At 61.5% G+C, this 14,099-nt stretch carries 8 protein-coding genes and 1 pseudogene; 6 read left to right on the top strand and 3 right to left on the bottom strand.

What is annotated here, in order from left to right; all coding sequences use genetic code 11:
* Positions 1–40 precede the first annotated feature (40 nt).
* The 5 genes and pseudogenes from AC3WQA_RS00160 to AC3WQA_RS00140 all read left to right on the top strand — a co-directional run bounded on the left by AC3WQA_RS00160 (position 41) and on the right by AC3WQA_RS00140 (position 7,651).
* Entirely contained in the window at positions 41–1,003 is a 963-nt protein-coding gene (locus tag AC3WQA_RS00160; RefSeq protein ID WP_008214102.1) for a site-specific integrase, read from the top strand.
* On the top strand, positions 1,000–4,029 hold the full coding sequence (locus AC3WQA_RS00155) for a Tn3 family transposase (RefSeq protein WP_369501542.1): 3,030 nt from the start codon (positions 1,000–1,002) through the stop codon (positions 4,027–4,029). Before AC3WQA_RS00160 ends, AC3WQA_RS00155 begins: the two co-directional genes overlap by 4 nt.
* A 94-nt stretch (positions 4,030–4,123) precedes the next feature.
* Positions 4,124–6,277, top strand: a pseudogene (locus AC3WQA_RS00150) (efflux RND transporter permease subunit); the annotation flags it as partial.
* Complete coding sequence (locus tag AC3WQA_RS00145) at positions 6,274–6,600, top strand: P-II family nitrogen regulator (protein WP_008209838.1); 327 nt, start codon at positions 6,274–6,276, stop codon at positions 6,598–6,600. The pseudogene AC3WQA_RS00150 and the gene AC3WQA_RS00145, both read left to right, overlap by 4 nt.
* A gap of 70 nt (positions 6,601–6,670) precedes the next feature.
* On the top strand, positions 6,671–7,651 hold the full coding sequence (locus tag AC3WQA_RS00140; protein ID WP_231378292.1) for a cation diffusion facilitator family transporter: 981 nt from the start codon (positions 6,671–6,673) through the stop codon (positions 7,649–7,651).
* Between the two features lie 27 nt (positions 7,652–7,678).
* Here the strand turns inward: AC3WQA_RS00140 and AC3WQA_RS00135 are convergent, their stop codons facing one another.
* The 3 genes from AC3WQA_RS00135 to AC3WQA_RS00125 are packed head-to-tail and all read right to left on the bottom strand — an operon-like array spanning position 7,679 to position 10,868.
* On the bottom strand, positions 7,679–8,263 hold the full coding sequence (locus AC3WQA_RS00135) for a phosphatase PAP2 family protein (protein WP_008216069.1): 585 nt from the start codon (positions 8,261–8,263) through the stop codon (positions 7,679–7,681).
* Positions 8,260–8,883, bottom strand: coding sequence for a cation efflux transmembrane domain-containing protein (locus AC3WQA_RS00130; protein WP_027489457.1), 624 nt, complete (start codon positions 8,881–8,883; stop codon positions 8,260–8,262). The genes AC3WQA_RS00135 and AC3WQA_RS00130 overlap by 4 nt, the downstream gene beginning before the upstream one ends.
* Positions 8,880–10,868 carry an FTR1 family protein gene (locus tag AC3WQA_RS00125; protein ID WP_492673243.1) on the bottom strand — a complete coding sequence of 663 codons (1,989 nt, stop codon included), beginning with the start codon at positions 10,866–10,868 and terminating at the stop codon, positions 8,880–8,882. The genes AC3WQA_RS00130 and AC3WQA_RS00125 overlap by 4 nt, the downstream gene beginning before the upstream one ends.
* A 171-nt stretch (positions 10,869–11,039) precedes the next feature.
* Between AC3WQA_RS00125 and AC3WQA_RS00120 the strand changes: the two genes are divergently transcribed.
* On the top strand, positions 11,040–14,033 hold the full coding sequence (locus AC3WQA_RS00120) for a Tn3 family transposase (RefSeq protein WP_492673242.1): 2,994 nt from the start codon (positions 11,040–11,042) through the stop codon (positions 14,031–14,033).
* Positions 14,034–14,099: the final 66 nt, after the last annotated feature.

Below are 14,099 nucleotides of genomic sequence, written 5' to 3'. Positions count from 1 at the left end.
CAAACAGCGGGTTGAGCACAAATATGGTCAAATCACCCCCATGGCTGACCTCCGCCCATATCTCGATGCCGCAACGCGCGTCAATACACGGCAAAGTTACGCCTCGGCCATCCGCCACTTTGAGGTGGAATGGGGCGGGCACCTGCCAACGACGGCCGATAGTGTGGCGCGATATCTGGCGGATTACGCGGAACAACATTCCATCAACACGCTCCGGCAACGCTTGGCGGCCTTGGCGAACTGGCACATTGAACAGGGGTTTGCTGATCCGACGCGCATGCCGCTAGTGCGGAAAGTGCTCAAGGGCATCAGGGCCTTGCATCCGGCTGTCGAGAAACAGGCTATCCCTCTGCAACTGACTGAACTGGGCACGGTGGCAGACTGGCTCGATACCGCAGGCTCACTCGCAGAACAGAATGACGATAGGTTGCGCACGTTGCAATATCGGCGCGATCGGGCCCTGATGCTGCTGGGTTTCTGGCAAGGATTCCGCGCCGATGAACTGACCCGTTTACGTATCGAACACATCGATCTTCGGCTTGGCGAAGGCTTGACAGGGTTCCTGCCGCGCAGCAAGACGGATCGGGACAACCATGGCCGAACATTCAAGATGCCGGCGTTGTCGCGCTGGTGCCCGATCGACGCTGTCCAGGCATGGATCGCCGCCTCCAAACGAACGGAAGGGCCGCTGTTCGTTGCCATCAATCGCTGGGGAAAGCTGGGCGAAACGCCACTCGATGTCGACAGTATCGTGCCGATCCTGCGTCGGGCGTTTGCCCAGGCCGGTTTGTCCCAGGCCCATGCCTACAGTGGACATTCGCTGCGGCGCGGCTTCGCCAACTGGGCGAACGCCAGCGGCTGGGATCTCAAGAGCCTGATGGTGTATGTGGGATGGCGCAAGGTCGATACGGCCATGCGCTATATGGACGCGAGTGTGCCGTTTCTTCCGATCAGCACCAACTTGCAGACAGCGGCTACGCCGGCACTTCCCACGCCACGATGATTGCGAAAAACGAGCGACTGGCCGTCCTCTCGGAAGCCGAACAGGAAGCCCTGTACGGCCTGCCAGATTTCGATGATGCGCAGCGGTTGGAATACCTGGCTTTGACAGAAGCTGAACTCGCGCTCGCCAGTAGCCGGTCAGGCATGCATGCGAAGGTTTATTGCGCCCTGCAGATCGGCTACTTCAAGGCCAAGCATGCCTTCTTCCGTTTCGACTTGGACGATGTCGAGGATGACCGCACCTTCGTACTCAGCCGCTACTTCCATGGCAAGCGATTCAAGCGCGAATCAATCACCAAACACGAGCGCTACGCCCAGCGCGAGCAGATCGCCAGGCTGTTCGGCTACCAGCCATGGACAAGTAGGTTTGTGCCACAGCTCGCGCAGCAGGCCGCGCAAATCGTTCTGCGCGACGTAACACCCAGCTTCGTCGCCGCGGAGCTGATTGTTTGGATCAACGAACACAAGATCATCCGGCCTGGCTACACCACCCTGCAAGAGCTGATCAGTGACGCCTTGTCCACCGAACGCCTGCGTCTGGGCGGCCTCCTGGCTGAAGTGCTCGATGAATCGACCAAAGCTGCATTGGCCCAGCTGTTGGTGCGCGATGACACCCTGTCTCAACTGGCGGCACTCAAGCAAGACGCCAAAGACTTCGGTTGGCGCCAGATGGCCCGCGAGCGCGAGAAGAGCGTCACGCTGGAGCCATTGCACGAGATCGCCAAGACGCTGCTACCCAAGCTGGGCATCTCACAACAGAACCTGCTGTACTACGCCAGCTTGGCGAATTTCTACACCATCCACGACTTGCGTGACCTCAAACCGGAGCAGACCCACCTCTATCTGCTGTGCTACGCATGGCTGCGCTACCGGCAACTCACCGACAATCTTGTCGATGCCATGGCGTACCACATGAAGCGAGTGGAGGACGAGAGCCGTGCCGGCGCAAAGAATTCATTTGTTGCCGAGCAGTTGCAGAGGCAACAGGAATCCCCTCGTGTAGGGCGTCTACTGTTGCTATATGTCGATGACACCGTGGTCGACGCCACACCATTCGGTCACGTGCGAAAGCAGGCCTACAAGATCCTGCCGAAGGATACGCTTCAAGTCATAGGCCAACGTATGAGCGTGAAGCCAGCGAACAAGCTGGCCCTGCACTGGAAGGCGGTGGACAGTTTGGCTGGGCGCATGCGTCGTCATCTTCGGCCGCTATATGCTGCACTCGATTTCGCCGGCACCGATCCGAACAGCCCGTGGCTTGCGGAGTTGGCCTGGGCCAAGAGCATGTTCGCCAAGCAGCAGCGGCTATCGCTGCGGCCGGTTGCCGAATGCCCAGCCGCCACGTTGCCAGAACGGTTGCGCGCGCACCTGCTCACTTTCGATGCCGATGGCCAACCGAGCGGCTTGCAGGCCGATCGCTACGAATTCTGGTTGTACCGCCAGATCAGAAAGCGGCTCCAGTCGGGCGAGGTCTACATCGACGACAGCCTGCAGCATCGTCACTTCTCCGATGAGCTGGTGTCGCTGAGCGAGAAGCCGGATGTACTCGCCCAGATGGATATCCCTTTCCTGCGGCAGCCGATCGACGACCAGCTCGATGCTCTGGCGACCGAACTGCACACGCAATGGCTGGACTTCAACCGCGAGTTGAAAAAGGGCAAGCTGAAGCATCTGGATTACGATAAGGTCACACAGACGCTTGTCTGGCACAAGCCCAAGGGCGAAGCCCCGAAGGTAAGCGAACAGGCGTTCTACGATCAGTTACCGCACTGCGATGTCGCCGACGTGTTCCGCTTCGTCAACGACCAGTGCCAGTTCCTGTCGGCACTCACGCCACTGCAGCCACGCTACGCAAAGAAGGTGGCGGACGCTGACAGTCTGATGGCCGTTATCATGGCGCAGGCCATGAACCATGGTAATCAGGTCATGGCACGCACCAGCGACATTCCGTACCACGTCCTGGAGAACACCTACCAGCAATACCTTCGACAAGCGACGCTGCACGCAGCCAACGATCTCATCAGCAACGCTATCGCCGCATTACCGATCTTCCCGCATTACTCGTTCGACCTCGATACGCTATACGGCGCCGTCGACGGCCAGAAATTCGGTGTCGAGCGGCCCACTGTGAAAGCGCGCTACTCGCGCAAATACTTCGGACGCGGCAAGGGCGTCGTCGCCTACACGCTGTTGTGCAACCACGCGCCGATCAACAGCTACCTCATCGGTGCGCACGACTACGAAGCTCATCATGTGTTCGACATCTGGTATCGCAACACCTCGGACATCATGCCGACGGCGATCACCGGCGACATGCACAGCGTCAACAAGGCCAATTTCGCCATACTTCACTGGTTCGGGCGGCGTTTCGAGCCACGCTTCGTCGACCTCGATCGTCAGCTGAAGGACCTGCATTGCGCTGACAACCCTGCGCAGTATGAAAAGTGCCTGATCCAGCCAGTCGGCCAGATCGATCGACAGCTCATCGTCAGCGAGAAGGTGAACATTGACCGGATCGTTGCCACGCTTGGCCTAAAGGAAATGACGCAGGGTACGCTGATCCGCAAGCTGTGCACCTACACCGAGTCGAACCCGACGCGGCGCGCGATCTTCGAGTTCGACAAGCTCATCCGCAGCATCTATACGCTGCGCTACCTGCGTGATCCGAAGGTCGAACGAAACGTTCATCGTTCACAGAATCGCATCGAGTCGTACCACCAGCTACGCTCGACCATCGCCCAGGTTGGTGGCAAGAAGGAATTGACCGGGCGTACCGACATCGAAATCGAGATTAGCAACCAGTGTGCTCGTCTGATTGCCAATGCGATCATCTATTACAACTCGGCCATCCTCTCGCGGCTACTGACCAAGTACGAAGCGACCGGCAATGCCAAGGCCGTGGCAATGATCACCCAGATATCGCCGGCAGCTTGGCGGCACATCCTGCTCAACGGCCACTACACCTTCCAGAACAACGGAAAGATGATCGATTTGGACGCGCTCGTCGCCGAGGTTGAACTGGGTTGAGGGACACCCCAACATCTCGACGGCTAGTAGAGGGTTTTTAGAACAATTAGTTACACTGTTTTTCGGAATTTTCGGCGGTTCCGGCGTGGAACCCCTAGTCAAGCCGGTGTACGAGCGCACCGAACTGGTCAACGCGGCGGTGGGCACCGCGGTGCGTGCGCTGGTGGAAGGTTCGATCCTGGTGGCACTGGTGCTGTTCCTGTTCCTGGGTGAGTTTCGCAGCGCGCTGGTGGTCGTCGTGGCGTTGCCGTTGGCGATGCTGATCGCCTTCATCTGCATGAATCAGGTCGGCCTGTCGGCCAACCTGATGTCGCTGGCGGGCCTGGCGATCGGTATCGGCATGATGGTGGACGGCGCCGTGGTGATGGTGGAAAACGCCTACCGCATCATGGCCGAGCGCAAGGCGCATGGCGGCCCAGTCGATCGCACGTCGGCTGTGCTGGCGGCCGCCCGCGAGGTGGCCAACCCGATGACGTTCGCGATCGGGATCATCATCGTGGTGTTCCTTCCGCTGTTCAGCCTGCAAGGGCTGGAAGGCAAGATGTTCAAGCCGATGGCGTTCAATATCAGCTTCGCGATGGCCGGTTCGCTGATTCTCGCCTTGACGCTGATCCCGGTGCTCGCCGCGCTGGTGTTGAAACCCAAGGAAGAAAAGGACACCTGGCTGGTGGCGTTCCTGAAACGCCACTACGCCACGGTGCTCGCCTGGGCGCTGGCGCGCCGCAAGCTAGTGCTGGGCATCGCCGCCGGAGCCTTGGTCGGCAGCCTCGCGCTGTTCCCGTTCCTCGGCAAGGAGTTCATGCCTAACCTGAAGGAAGGCGCCATCATGTGGCGCATTACCTCGATTCCGTCGGCATCGCTGGACGAATCGATCGCCATCTCCAAGCAAGTGTCGACACTGGTCAAACAAAAGTTTCCGGAAGTGGAAACCACGCTGGCGATGATCGGTCGCGCCGAAAAAGGCGAAACGGCGGATGTGAACTACATGGAGGTGTACACGCCGCTGAAACCGAAGGATCAATGGCGCAAGGGCGAGACGCTGGAAAGCATCGAGGAAGCGATGCAGAAGGAACTGTCGGCGGCGCTGCCCACCGCGGTGGTGAGCTACACGCAGCCGATCCAGATGCGCATCGAGGAACTGATCTCGGGTGTGCGCGCCACGCTGGCACTGAAGATCTATGGCGATGACCTGGGCGAACTTGATCGCTTGAGCAGTCGCATCAAGAACGTGTTGGCCGGGGTGCCTGGCGTCGCCGATCTCGCGCTGGAGGCGAACATCGGCAAGCCGCAGATCCGCATCAAGGTGGATCGCGATGCGCTGGCCCGTTACGGCTTGAACGCCGACGACGTGCTCACCGTGGTGAAGAACGGCATCGGCGGCGAGCCGGTGACGACCTTACTCGACGGCGTGAAACGCTTCGACATCGCCGTGCGGCTGGACGATGCGGACAAGGCCTCGTTGCCGGCGATCAAGCGCATTCCGATCCGCACGCCCAGCGGCGCACTGGTGCAGCTGTCGCAGGTGGCTGAGGTCAGCGATGCGGAAGGCTACTCGTTCATTCGTCGAGAACAACTGCAGCGCTATGCGGTGATCCAGATGGATGTTCGCGGTCGTGACATCGACGGCTTCGTCAAGGAAGCCAATGCGGCCATCGCGCAACAGGTGAAGTTGCCGACTGGCTATTACAGCGAATGGGGCGGCGCGTTCGAGAACCAGCAGCGGGCGTTGAAGCGATTGTCGCTGATCGTGCCGGCGACGATTTTCTTCATCTTTGTCTTGCTCTACACCGCGTTCAACTCGGTGAAGCACGCCACGCTGATCTTGGCCAACGTGCCGTTTGCCACCATCGGCGGCATCGTCGGCTTGGCGATCACCGGGCAATACCTGTCGGTACCCTCGGCCATCGGCTTCATCGCGGTGTTCGGCGTGGCGATGTTGAACGGCATCGTGCTGGTGAGTTTCTTGAACGAAGAACGTGAGAAAGGCTTGCCTGTGCGCGAGGCAGTGATCCGCGGTACGGCCCTGCGCATGCGCCCGGTGATGATGACCGCGAGCGTAGCGATCCTGGGCCTGGTGCCGATGCTGCTCTCCAGTGGCGTGGGTGCGGAAACCCAGCGCCCGCTCGCCACCGTGGTGGTCGGTGGTCTGATCACCTCGACCTTGCTGACGCTGGTGCTGCTGCCGGTGCTCTACGACTGGATCGAAGAACGCGCCGCCCGGCGCCTCGCCAAGGAGAAGACCCCATGAAAGAAGTGAAGGCCTTCATCCATCGTGGCCGCGTGGTCGACGTCATCCATGCGCTGGAAGAAGCGGGGTTTCGTTACCTGTCGGTGAGCGACGTCAAAGGTCTGCTGACCGCGCTCAACGGCCAGGAACAGGTCTATTCGATGGAACTGGGCGAACGGGTGACCCGGCAGATCAAGCTCGAAGTGTTCTGTGAGGACGATCAGGCCGAACGGGCGGTGCAGTTGATCCGCCTGCACGGGCGCACCGGTCAGAGTGTGGCCGGCTGGGTCTACCAGAGCACGGTGGATCGGGCGTGGCCCATCGACGGTCAAGGGGCTGAATGAAGAAGACGGGCGGGTCACTCCCGCCCGTCCTTCCCGATGTCATGTCATAACACTTTGGCGCTCACGTAGAGTGGCCGCCGCACTGGAGACTCCTATGGGCACAACCAAGCCCCACGAACATGACCATCATCACGACCATAGCCATGGCGTGGCACCGGATGCGGACAAGAAGTACCTGACCATCGCGCTGTTGCTGCTGCTCGGCTTCATGGCGGTCGAGGTGGTGGTCGGCATCCTGGCCAAGTCGTTGGCCCTGATTTCCGATGCCGGGCACATGCTCACCGATGTGGGCTCGATCGGGTTGGCGTTGGTCGCGATGCGTCTGGCCAGCCGCCCGGCCAGTGGCAGCTACACGTTCGGACTCAAGCGGGTCGAAATCCTGAGCGCCCAGGCGAACGGGCTGACGCTGTTGTTGCTGTCGGTCTGGTTCATCGTCGAGGCGATCCGCCGGCTGATCGACCCGCCGGTGGTGGAAGGTCTGCTGGTCACGGTGATCGCGGTGGTCGGTATTGGCGTCAACCTGCTCGCCGTGTGGGCGATGAGCAAGGCCAACCGGCAAAGCCTCAACGTGGAAGGCAGCTTCCAGCACATCCTCACCGATCTCTACGCCTTCATCGCCACTGCCATTGCCGGTGCCATCATCTGGTGGACGGGTTGGAATCGCGTGGACTCCCTTGCCGCACTGGTCGTCGCCGGATTGATGCTGAAAGCCGGTATCGGACTGGTGCGCGACTCGGGCCGCATCTTCCTGGAAGCGGCACCACGCGGTCTGGACCCAGTATCCATTGCCGAGGCGATCCGTGCCATGCCGGCGGTGACTCGGCTGGACGATCTGCACGTGTGGGAAGTGACCTCGGGCATGCCGGCACTGTCGGGCCACATCTACGTGAATCACGACATCGACTGCCACGATGTGCGCCGAGAGATCGAAGCGATGCTGCATGATCGTTTCGCCATCACGCACACCACCTTGCAAACCGATCACGCGACCACGGACGAATCGGCCCGCGCGACAGGCTGCACGTTCACCTCACCCGGCGCAGCGCACTAGACCCTCGCTTCGCAGCGGGGCGAAACCTTATCCCTGAGATGGCAATGGCGCGATGGCTGATGTCACGGACCGGCGAAACCACAGCCAGCCACTGAGCATGGCCAGTCCGCCCATCCCGAGGGCTCCCAGCATATCGCCGGGGTAGTGCACGCCCAAGTAGATCCGTGCCCAGGCCATCGGCAGGCCGAGCAGTGCGATCCCGATGCCCCAAGGCCGGCTGCATTGATTCAGCAACAGTATGCCGGCCACCACCCATTGCACAGTCAGATGGTCGCTGGGAAAGCTGCCGGTCGCCGCATGAGACACCCATGCTTGACCGACTCCAGCGACAAAGGGACGTGCGCGATCCCAAACCAAGCCGATGATCAGGTTCGCGAGCAATGCTGCAGCGGCGGCACCCGATGCTTTCAGGGCGATCAAGCGCATCGACTGGCGAGGAACCATCAGCATCCACCCAAGAAGGAGAGCTGTCAGGATCAACGGTCCATCGGCCAGGACGCGCGCCACATGAAGCATCGCTGGCGACGGTGGCACCGGCGAATGAATGGCGTTGAACAGTCGAAGGTCAACGGCGTAAACCATCGAGCCAAATCCCGAGATCGGCGACGTCATGGCTTGCCGTTCGGTGCAATGGCGGCGATCCGTGCGTCCTTCGCTTCGCGCAGAATGCCCAACGCCTCCTTCAGCACGTAGCAGGCGATGGCCGTACCGATCACCAGATCAGGCACGGCGCTGTGCAGAAGAAGCACCAGCACACCGGACACGATCACCGCCAGATTGGCGATGACGTCGGCCCGCGTGCATATCCAGATGGCGCGCAGATGCACTTCACCGTGACGAAATCGCGCCAAGAGCCTCAGCACCGTGGCATTCACGATCAAGGAAACGAAGGCAACGCTCATCATCCATAGGCCTTCCGGGTGGCTACCGGTCACCAGACGCCAGAGCACCCCCACCAGTACGCCGACGCCAAGAACCACCAGCAAGGTTCCATTCCAGTGCGCGGCCGACGCCTTGAAATAGGCGCTGCGTGTCCACGCCAGCAAGGCGATGCCGTAGGCGCAGGCATCGCCCAGCATATCCAGCGAATCAGCGACCAGGCCCATCGATTGGGCGATCAGGCCGGCCACGACACCGACCACGAACATGGTGGCATTGAGACCGAGCGCGATGCGCAGGATGCGGCGTTCCGCCTCGCTGGCGGCTTCGGCGTGGCAACCGCAGTCGCTCATGCGCGATCCTCTTCCGGGCGTGTAGTGGTGGATGCGGGCAATGCGTCGGGAGCGCTACGGCCACGAAGCATATTGAACATGAAACCCGCACTCAGCATCAGGACCACGGCGATTTGTGCGAGCAGCGTCTGCCAGGTCGGATAGATGCCGAGCAGTTCAATGTGCGGCACCGGGGCGACCGTCACCGACACCCAGCCAGCTTCCTGCAACGCGGCGATGCCCTTACCCGCGAGAACGACGGCCAGCACGGCGATCAGGATCGAACTCGCCGCGAAGAACTTGCCGATGGGCAGACGCCGACTGGTGCGCAGCAGGAGCCAGGCGATCAGTCCCAAGGTCACCGCGCCGGCCGCAATGCCGCCCAGCAGCCAGACTTCCTGGCCGTCGTTCCAGAGCGCGGCGTAGAACAGGATCGTCTCGAACACTTCCCGATACACCGAAATGAAGGCGAGGCCGAACAGGAACCACGCCGAACGTCGGTCGAGTGCCGCGGCCATCTTTTCCTTCAGGTAGGCCTGCCAGCGTCCACCAATACTCTTTTGGTGCATCCACAAGCCGACACTGAGCAGCACCACGGCGGCGAACAGCGAAGACAGGCCCTCGGTTAGTTCGCGACCGGCGCCACTGATCGAGATGGCATAGCTGGCCAGTGCCCAGGTGATCCCGCCGGCCACCAAGGCAAGAATCCAGCCGGCATGCACGTAACGCACTTCCACGCGTCGATCTGCCTTGCGCAGGAAGGCCAGCAAGGCGACGACCACCAGCAAGGCTTCCAGACCCTCGCGAACCAGAATCGTGAAGGCGCCGAGGAACGTGGCGGCCGGATCGCCCGCCGCATCCGCCGTGACCTCCTGCGCCTGCGCAAGCAGGACATCCACGGCGTGGGCCTGCTGGGTCACCGCCGGCAGCGCGGCCTTGCCCGACACCGCTGTGCGATAGGCGCCCATGGCCGTTTCGATGCGGGCGCGTAGCGCGCCATCGCGTGCGTTGAGCTGGGGTTCGATGGGTTCGACGCCATCGAGATAGGCCGACAATGCCAGTTGTGTGGCTTCCTTGGCGTCGCCGGCACGATAGGCCGCCAGGCTTGCAGCAAGTCGCCCCCGCGCAAGCGGAAGCCCCGTCAACGCCTGTTGCATCGCCTGCGGATGCGCACGCAGGTAACCGATGATCGCGCGGGCATGTTCGGCACCCAGTGCAGGAGCCAGTTGCGACACGCGTGTTTGCGACAACTCCTTCAGGTCCGCGATCTGCGCACGCGCGGCCGTATCGTGCTGCCAGAGGGTCGCACCGGTCGTGGCTTCGCGGGTATAGGCTAGCGACCCCACGTAGTACGCGAGTGCCCATCGCTCGTCCGACGACAGCCGGGACGAGTAACTGGCCATCGGCGTTCCCTCGACACCGTGGCTGATCACTTCGTACAGGGACAGCGGGCTGCGCTGGTCCGCACGCGCCTGGTCAGTGAAGTCCACCGGTCGCGGATTGAGCTGCAGCCCCACGGGACCATCGCCATGCCCGGTGGCGCCGTGACACATGGCGCACTGGTTCTGGTACAGCGTTGCGCCCTGCGTCAGATCGGGCGCTTGGGCCGGCGCGGTGGGTATCGGGTACGCCTTCAGCAAGGCATCGGCCAGGGCATGTGCCTCGATCGCCACCTGCGCTGGCGAGGCCTTCGCATCCACTGAAGCGATGAGCCGGTCGGCCTGGGACAACAACGCGGGTGTACCGGGCGTCGGCGGCAACGCCTGAAGGCGGCGATGCACGGTGGCTGTGAACTCCCGCATCTCGGCGTATTCAGACGCGCTGAGCACCGCTCCGTTCTTGACCGCGCCGGCGTAATCCGTGGCCAGATAGTCGATCATCTGCCATGTCTGCGGCACGGTTGAACTGACGTCTTGAGCATGCGCCCGCGGGAGTGGGAGTGCCCAAAGCAGAAGGGCGGCCACGGAGAGGTTGCGCAATATGCTGCGAATACGAGTCGTTATCATTCATGTATCGTACTCGACCTTGGCGAAACCGCCAATGCAATGCCTCCCGGCAGAACCCAAGAAACATGGTTGAAGGCGATCCCACCTCGCCAGCTCCAAGGCGTGATGGGCGAAAGGCTTGATTTTCAGTGATGGAACCTTCTACCCAACTCTCCGCAGAAGGAAACCTTGATGCCGGTCAGCTACGTTACCGAGGGACAACGCGACAATTACGGCCGGTACAACGGCAACCCGTCCAGCGACGAACTGGCACGCTACTTCCATCTCGACGATGCAGATCGCACCTACATCGCGCGCAAGCGCGGTCATGCGAATCGTTTGGGCATCGCATTGCAGCTGACGACGCTGCGCTACTTGGGAACATTTCTGGACGATCCGCTGGATCTCCCTGCGCTGGTGTTATCCACCGTTGCCAGGCAGCTGGATATTACGGACACGGATCCCTCCCTCGACGACTACCGGACAGGTGAACTCCGGTGGGATCATCAGCGCGATATCTGTCGTCAATACGGCTTCGTCGAAATCACCGAACCGCCTATCGGCTTTCGATTGGGTCGCTGGCTGTACGCACTCTGCTGGACGGGAACGGAGCGGCCCAGCGTCCTGTTCGAGCGAGCCATGACATGGCTGTTGACGCACAAGGTACTGCTTCCCGGGCGCAGCACACTCGAACGATTTGTCGCTCGCGTGAAAGCCCGCGTCGAAGAGCATCTTTGGCGGCGTCTGGGAACCCGTCTCTTGGACAGGCAGCGCGAACGCCTCGAACAGTTGTTGATCGTGCCAGCCGGCAGCCGCTACTCACTGCTGGATCAGCTGCGATCGGGCCCCACGCGCGTCAGCGGACCGGCACTCATTCAAACGCTGATGCGACTACGGGAGGTTCGTGAGCTCGGCATCGACCTGCCCAGGGTGTCACACCTTCCGGCCAGTCGCGTCATGGCACTGGCTCGCTTTGCGGGAGCCGCCAAAGCCAGCGCCGTGAGCCGCTTGCCCGACGTTCGCCGCCTTGCCACTCTCGTAGCGTTTGTGCATTGCCTGGAAGCCACCGCGCATGATGACGCCGTCGAAGTTCTTGAAATGCTGCTGCGGGATGTTTTTTCCACAGCGCGCAAGGAGGATCGGAAAACACGCTTGCGCACGCTGAAAGACCTGGATCGTGCGGCCACGCTGCTGGCCGATGCTTGCCAAGTGGTGCTGGACAGCACGCTCCCGGACAAGAAACTACGCAAAGCCTTGTTCGCCAAGGTGCCGCGCGACGTCCTCGCCCAGGCGCTCCAGGAAGTGAGCAACCTGGTACGACCGCCCGACGACGTGTTTTACAGCGAGCTGAGCGAACGCTATCGGCGCATCCGGCGCTTTCTCCCCTTTGTGCTGGAGAATCTGCGTTTCGGCGCGAGTCCCGCAGGCGAGGCTGTGGTCGCCGCCTATGAATGGCTTCGCTCGCATCCCGGGCGATTCAAGGCCGACGACGACGTCCCGCGTGATGTCATTCGCAAACGCTGGCAGCGCTACGCGATTCGCGACGACGACAGCATCGATCATCGGGCCTACACTTTCTGCGTGCTCGACGAATTGCATACGTCGTTACGCCGGCGCGACGTGTTCGTCGCCCCCAGTTGGAAGTATGCCGACCCGCGCGCAGGGCTGTTGAGCGGCAACGAATGGGAGACTGCGCGCCCCATCATCTGCCGCACGCTCAGCTTGTCTCCAACGCCCTCGTCGGCACTCGTCGCGATCACCAAAGAACTCGATGAGACCTACCGCGCGGTAGCGTCCCGACTTCCGGACAATCCTGCGGTGCGGTTCGAAGGCGAGAACGACCTGGTCGTCAGCTCCCTCGACAAGCTCGAAGAACCAGCGTCTTTGCTGGCCTTGCGCGCTGCGGTTAATGAGCGTTTGCCACGCGTGGACATTGAAGAGGTATTGCTGGAGATTGCGGCCCGTACCGGTTTCACCGATGCCTTCACCCATCTCACCGAGCGGTCTGCTCGTGCTGCGGAGCTTCCGATCAGCCTCTGTGCCGTATTGCTGGCTGAGGCGAGCAACACGGGCTTCGAACCCCTCGTTCGTGCCGACATCGCTGCACTGAAACGATCGCGTCTGTCGTGGGTCGACCAGAATTACCTCCGCAACGACACCCTGGTTGCGGCCAATGCCATCCTGGTGGCGGCTCAGAACCGGTCGATTCTGGCCCATCAGTGGGGTGGTGGCGACGTGGCGTCAGCCGACGGGATGCGTTTCGTCGTGCCCGTGCGCACTGTGCATGCGGCCGCCAATCCGAAGTATTTCGGTCGGGAACGCGGCGTGACCTGGTACAACCTGATCTCCGACCAGTTCAGCGGTCTCAACCACATCACCGTGCCGGGCACGCTGCGCGACAGCTTGATCTTGCTGGGCGTGGTGCTCGAACAGCCCACCGAATTGCAGCCGACGCAGATCATGACCGACACCGGCGCATACAGCGACGTGGTGTTCGGGTTGTTCAGGCTGCTGGGGTACCGGTTCTGTCCCCGATTGGCGGACGTCGGCGGCACGCGATTCTGGCGCATCGATCCCGAGGCCGACTACGGCGACCTCAATGCCGTTGCCCGCCAGCGGGTGAAACTGCCATTGATCGAGGAGCAGTGGGACGACATCCTGCGGCTGGTGGGCTCGCTGAAACTGGGTCGTGTACCAGCCAACGGCATCATGCGAACCTTGCAGATCGGCGACCGTCCAACCCGTCTGGCCCAGGCCTTGGCTGAGTTCGGACGGATTGAAAAGACCCTGCACACACTGACCTATATTGACGATGAGGCGAAGCGGCGTAGCACGTTGACCCAACTCAACCGTGGCGAGGGGCGTCACAGTGTGGCGCGCGCCATTTTTCACGGAAAACGCGGCGAACTCCGGCAACGCTATCAGGAGGGTCAGGAGGACCAGCTGGGCGCGCTGGGCCTGGTGCCCAACATCGTCGTCTTGTGGAACACCATCTACATGGAGGCGGCACTGGATCAGTTGCGTCAAGACGGTTTTCCCGTACGGGATGAGGACGTCGCACGGCTGTCGCCGCTCAGCCATGACCACATCAACATGCACGGCCGATATTCCTTTGCCGTGCCCGAGGCAGTGGCCCGCGGAGAACTACGCCCGCTACGAGATCCCAACGATAGGGAAGGCGATTGAGAGGATGAGTGCCCCCGGAGGGGTGTTTGGCTATCTATATGGTTTCTATGGATAAATAGACCTTAT

It is taken from the genome of Rhodanobacter sp. FW106-PBR-R2A-2-24 (genome assembly GCF_058789615.1).
The sequence above is the reverse complement of the archived record's forward strand: the minus strand, read 5'-3'. Positions and strand labels throughout refer to the sequence as shown.

What these genes read in the sequence shown, in the direction of transcription:
- AC3WQA_RS00160 (WP_008214102.1), top strand. Translation starts at nt 41, where the DNA reads ATGGCTGACCTCCGCCCATATCTCGATGCCGCAACGCGCGTCAATACA.
- AC3WQA_RS00120 (WP_492673242.1), top strand. Translation starts at nt 11,040, where the DNA reads ATGCCGGTCAGCTACGTTACCGAGGGACAACGCGACAATTACGGCCGG.
- AC3WQA_RS00155 (WP_369501542.1), top strand. Translation starts at nt 1,000, where the DNA reads ATGATTGCGAAAAACGAGCGACTGGCCGTCCTCTCGGAAGCCGAACAG.
- AC3WQA_RS00125 (WP_492673243.1), bottom strand. Translation starts at nt 10,868, where the DNA reads ATGATAACGACTCGTATTCGCAGCATATTGCGCAACCTCTCCGTGGCC.
- AC3WQA_RS00135 (WP_008216069.1), bottom strand. Translation starts at nt 8,263, where the DNA reads ATGACGTCGCCGATCTCGGGATTTGGCTCGATGGTTTACGCCGTTGAC.
- AC3WQA_RS00130 (WP_027489457.1), bottom strand. Translation starts at nt 8,883, where the DNA reads ATGAGCGACTGCGGTTGCCACGCCGAAGCCGCCAGCGAGGCGGAACGC.
- AC3WQA_RS00145 (WP_008209838.1), top strand. Translation starts at nt 6,274, where the DNA reads ATGAAAGAAGTGAAGGCCTTCATCCATCGTGGCCGCGTGGTCGACGTC.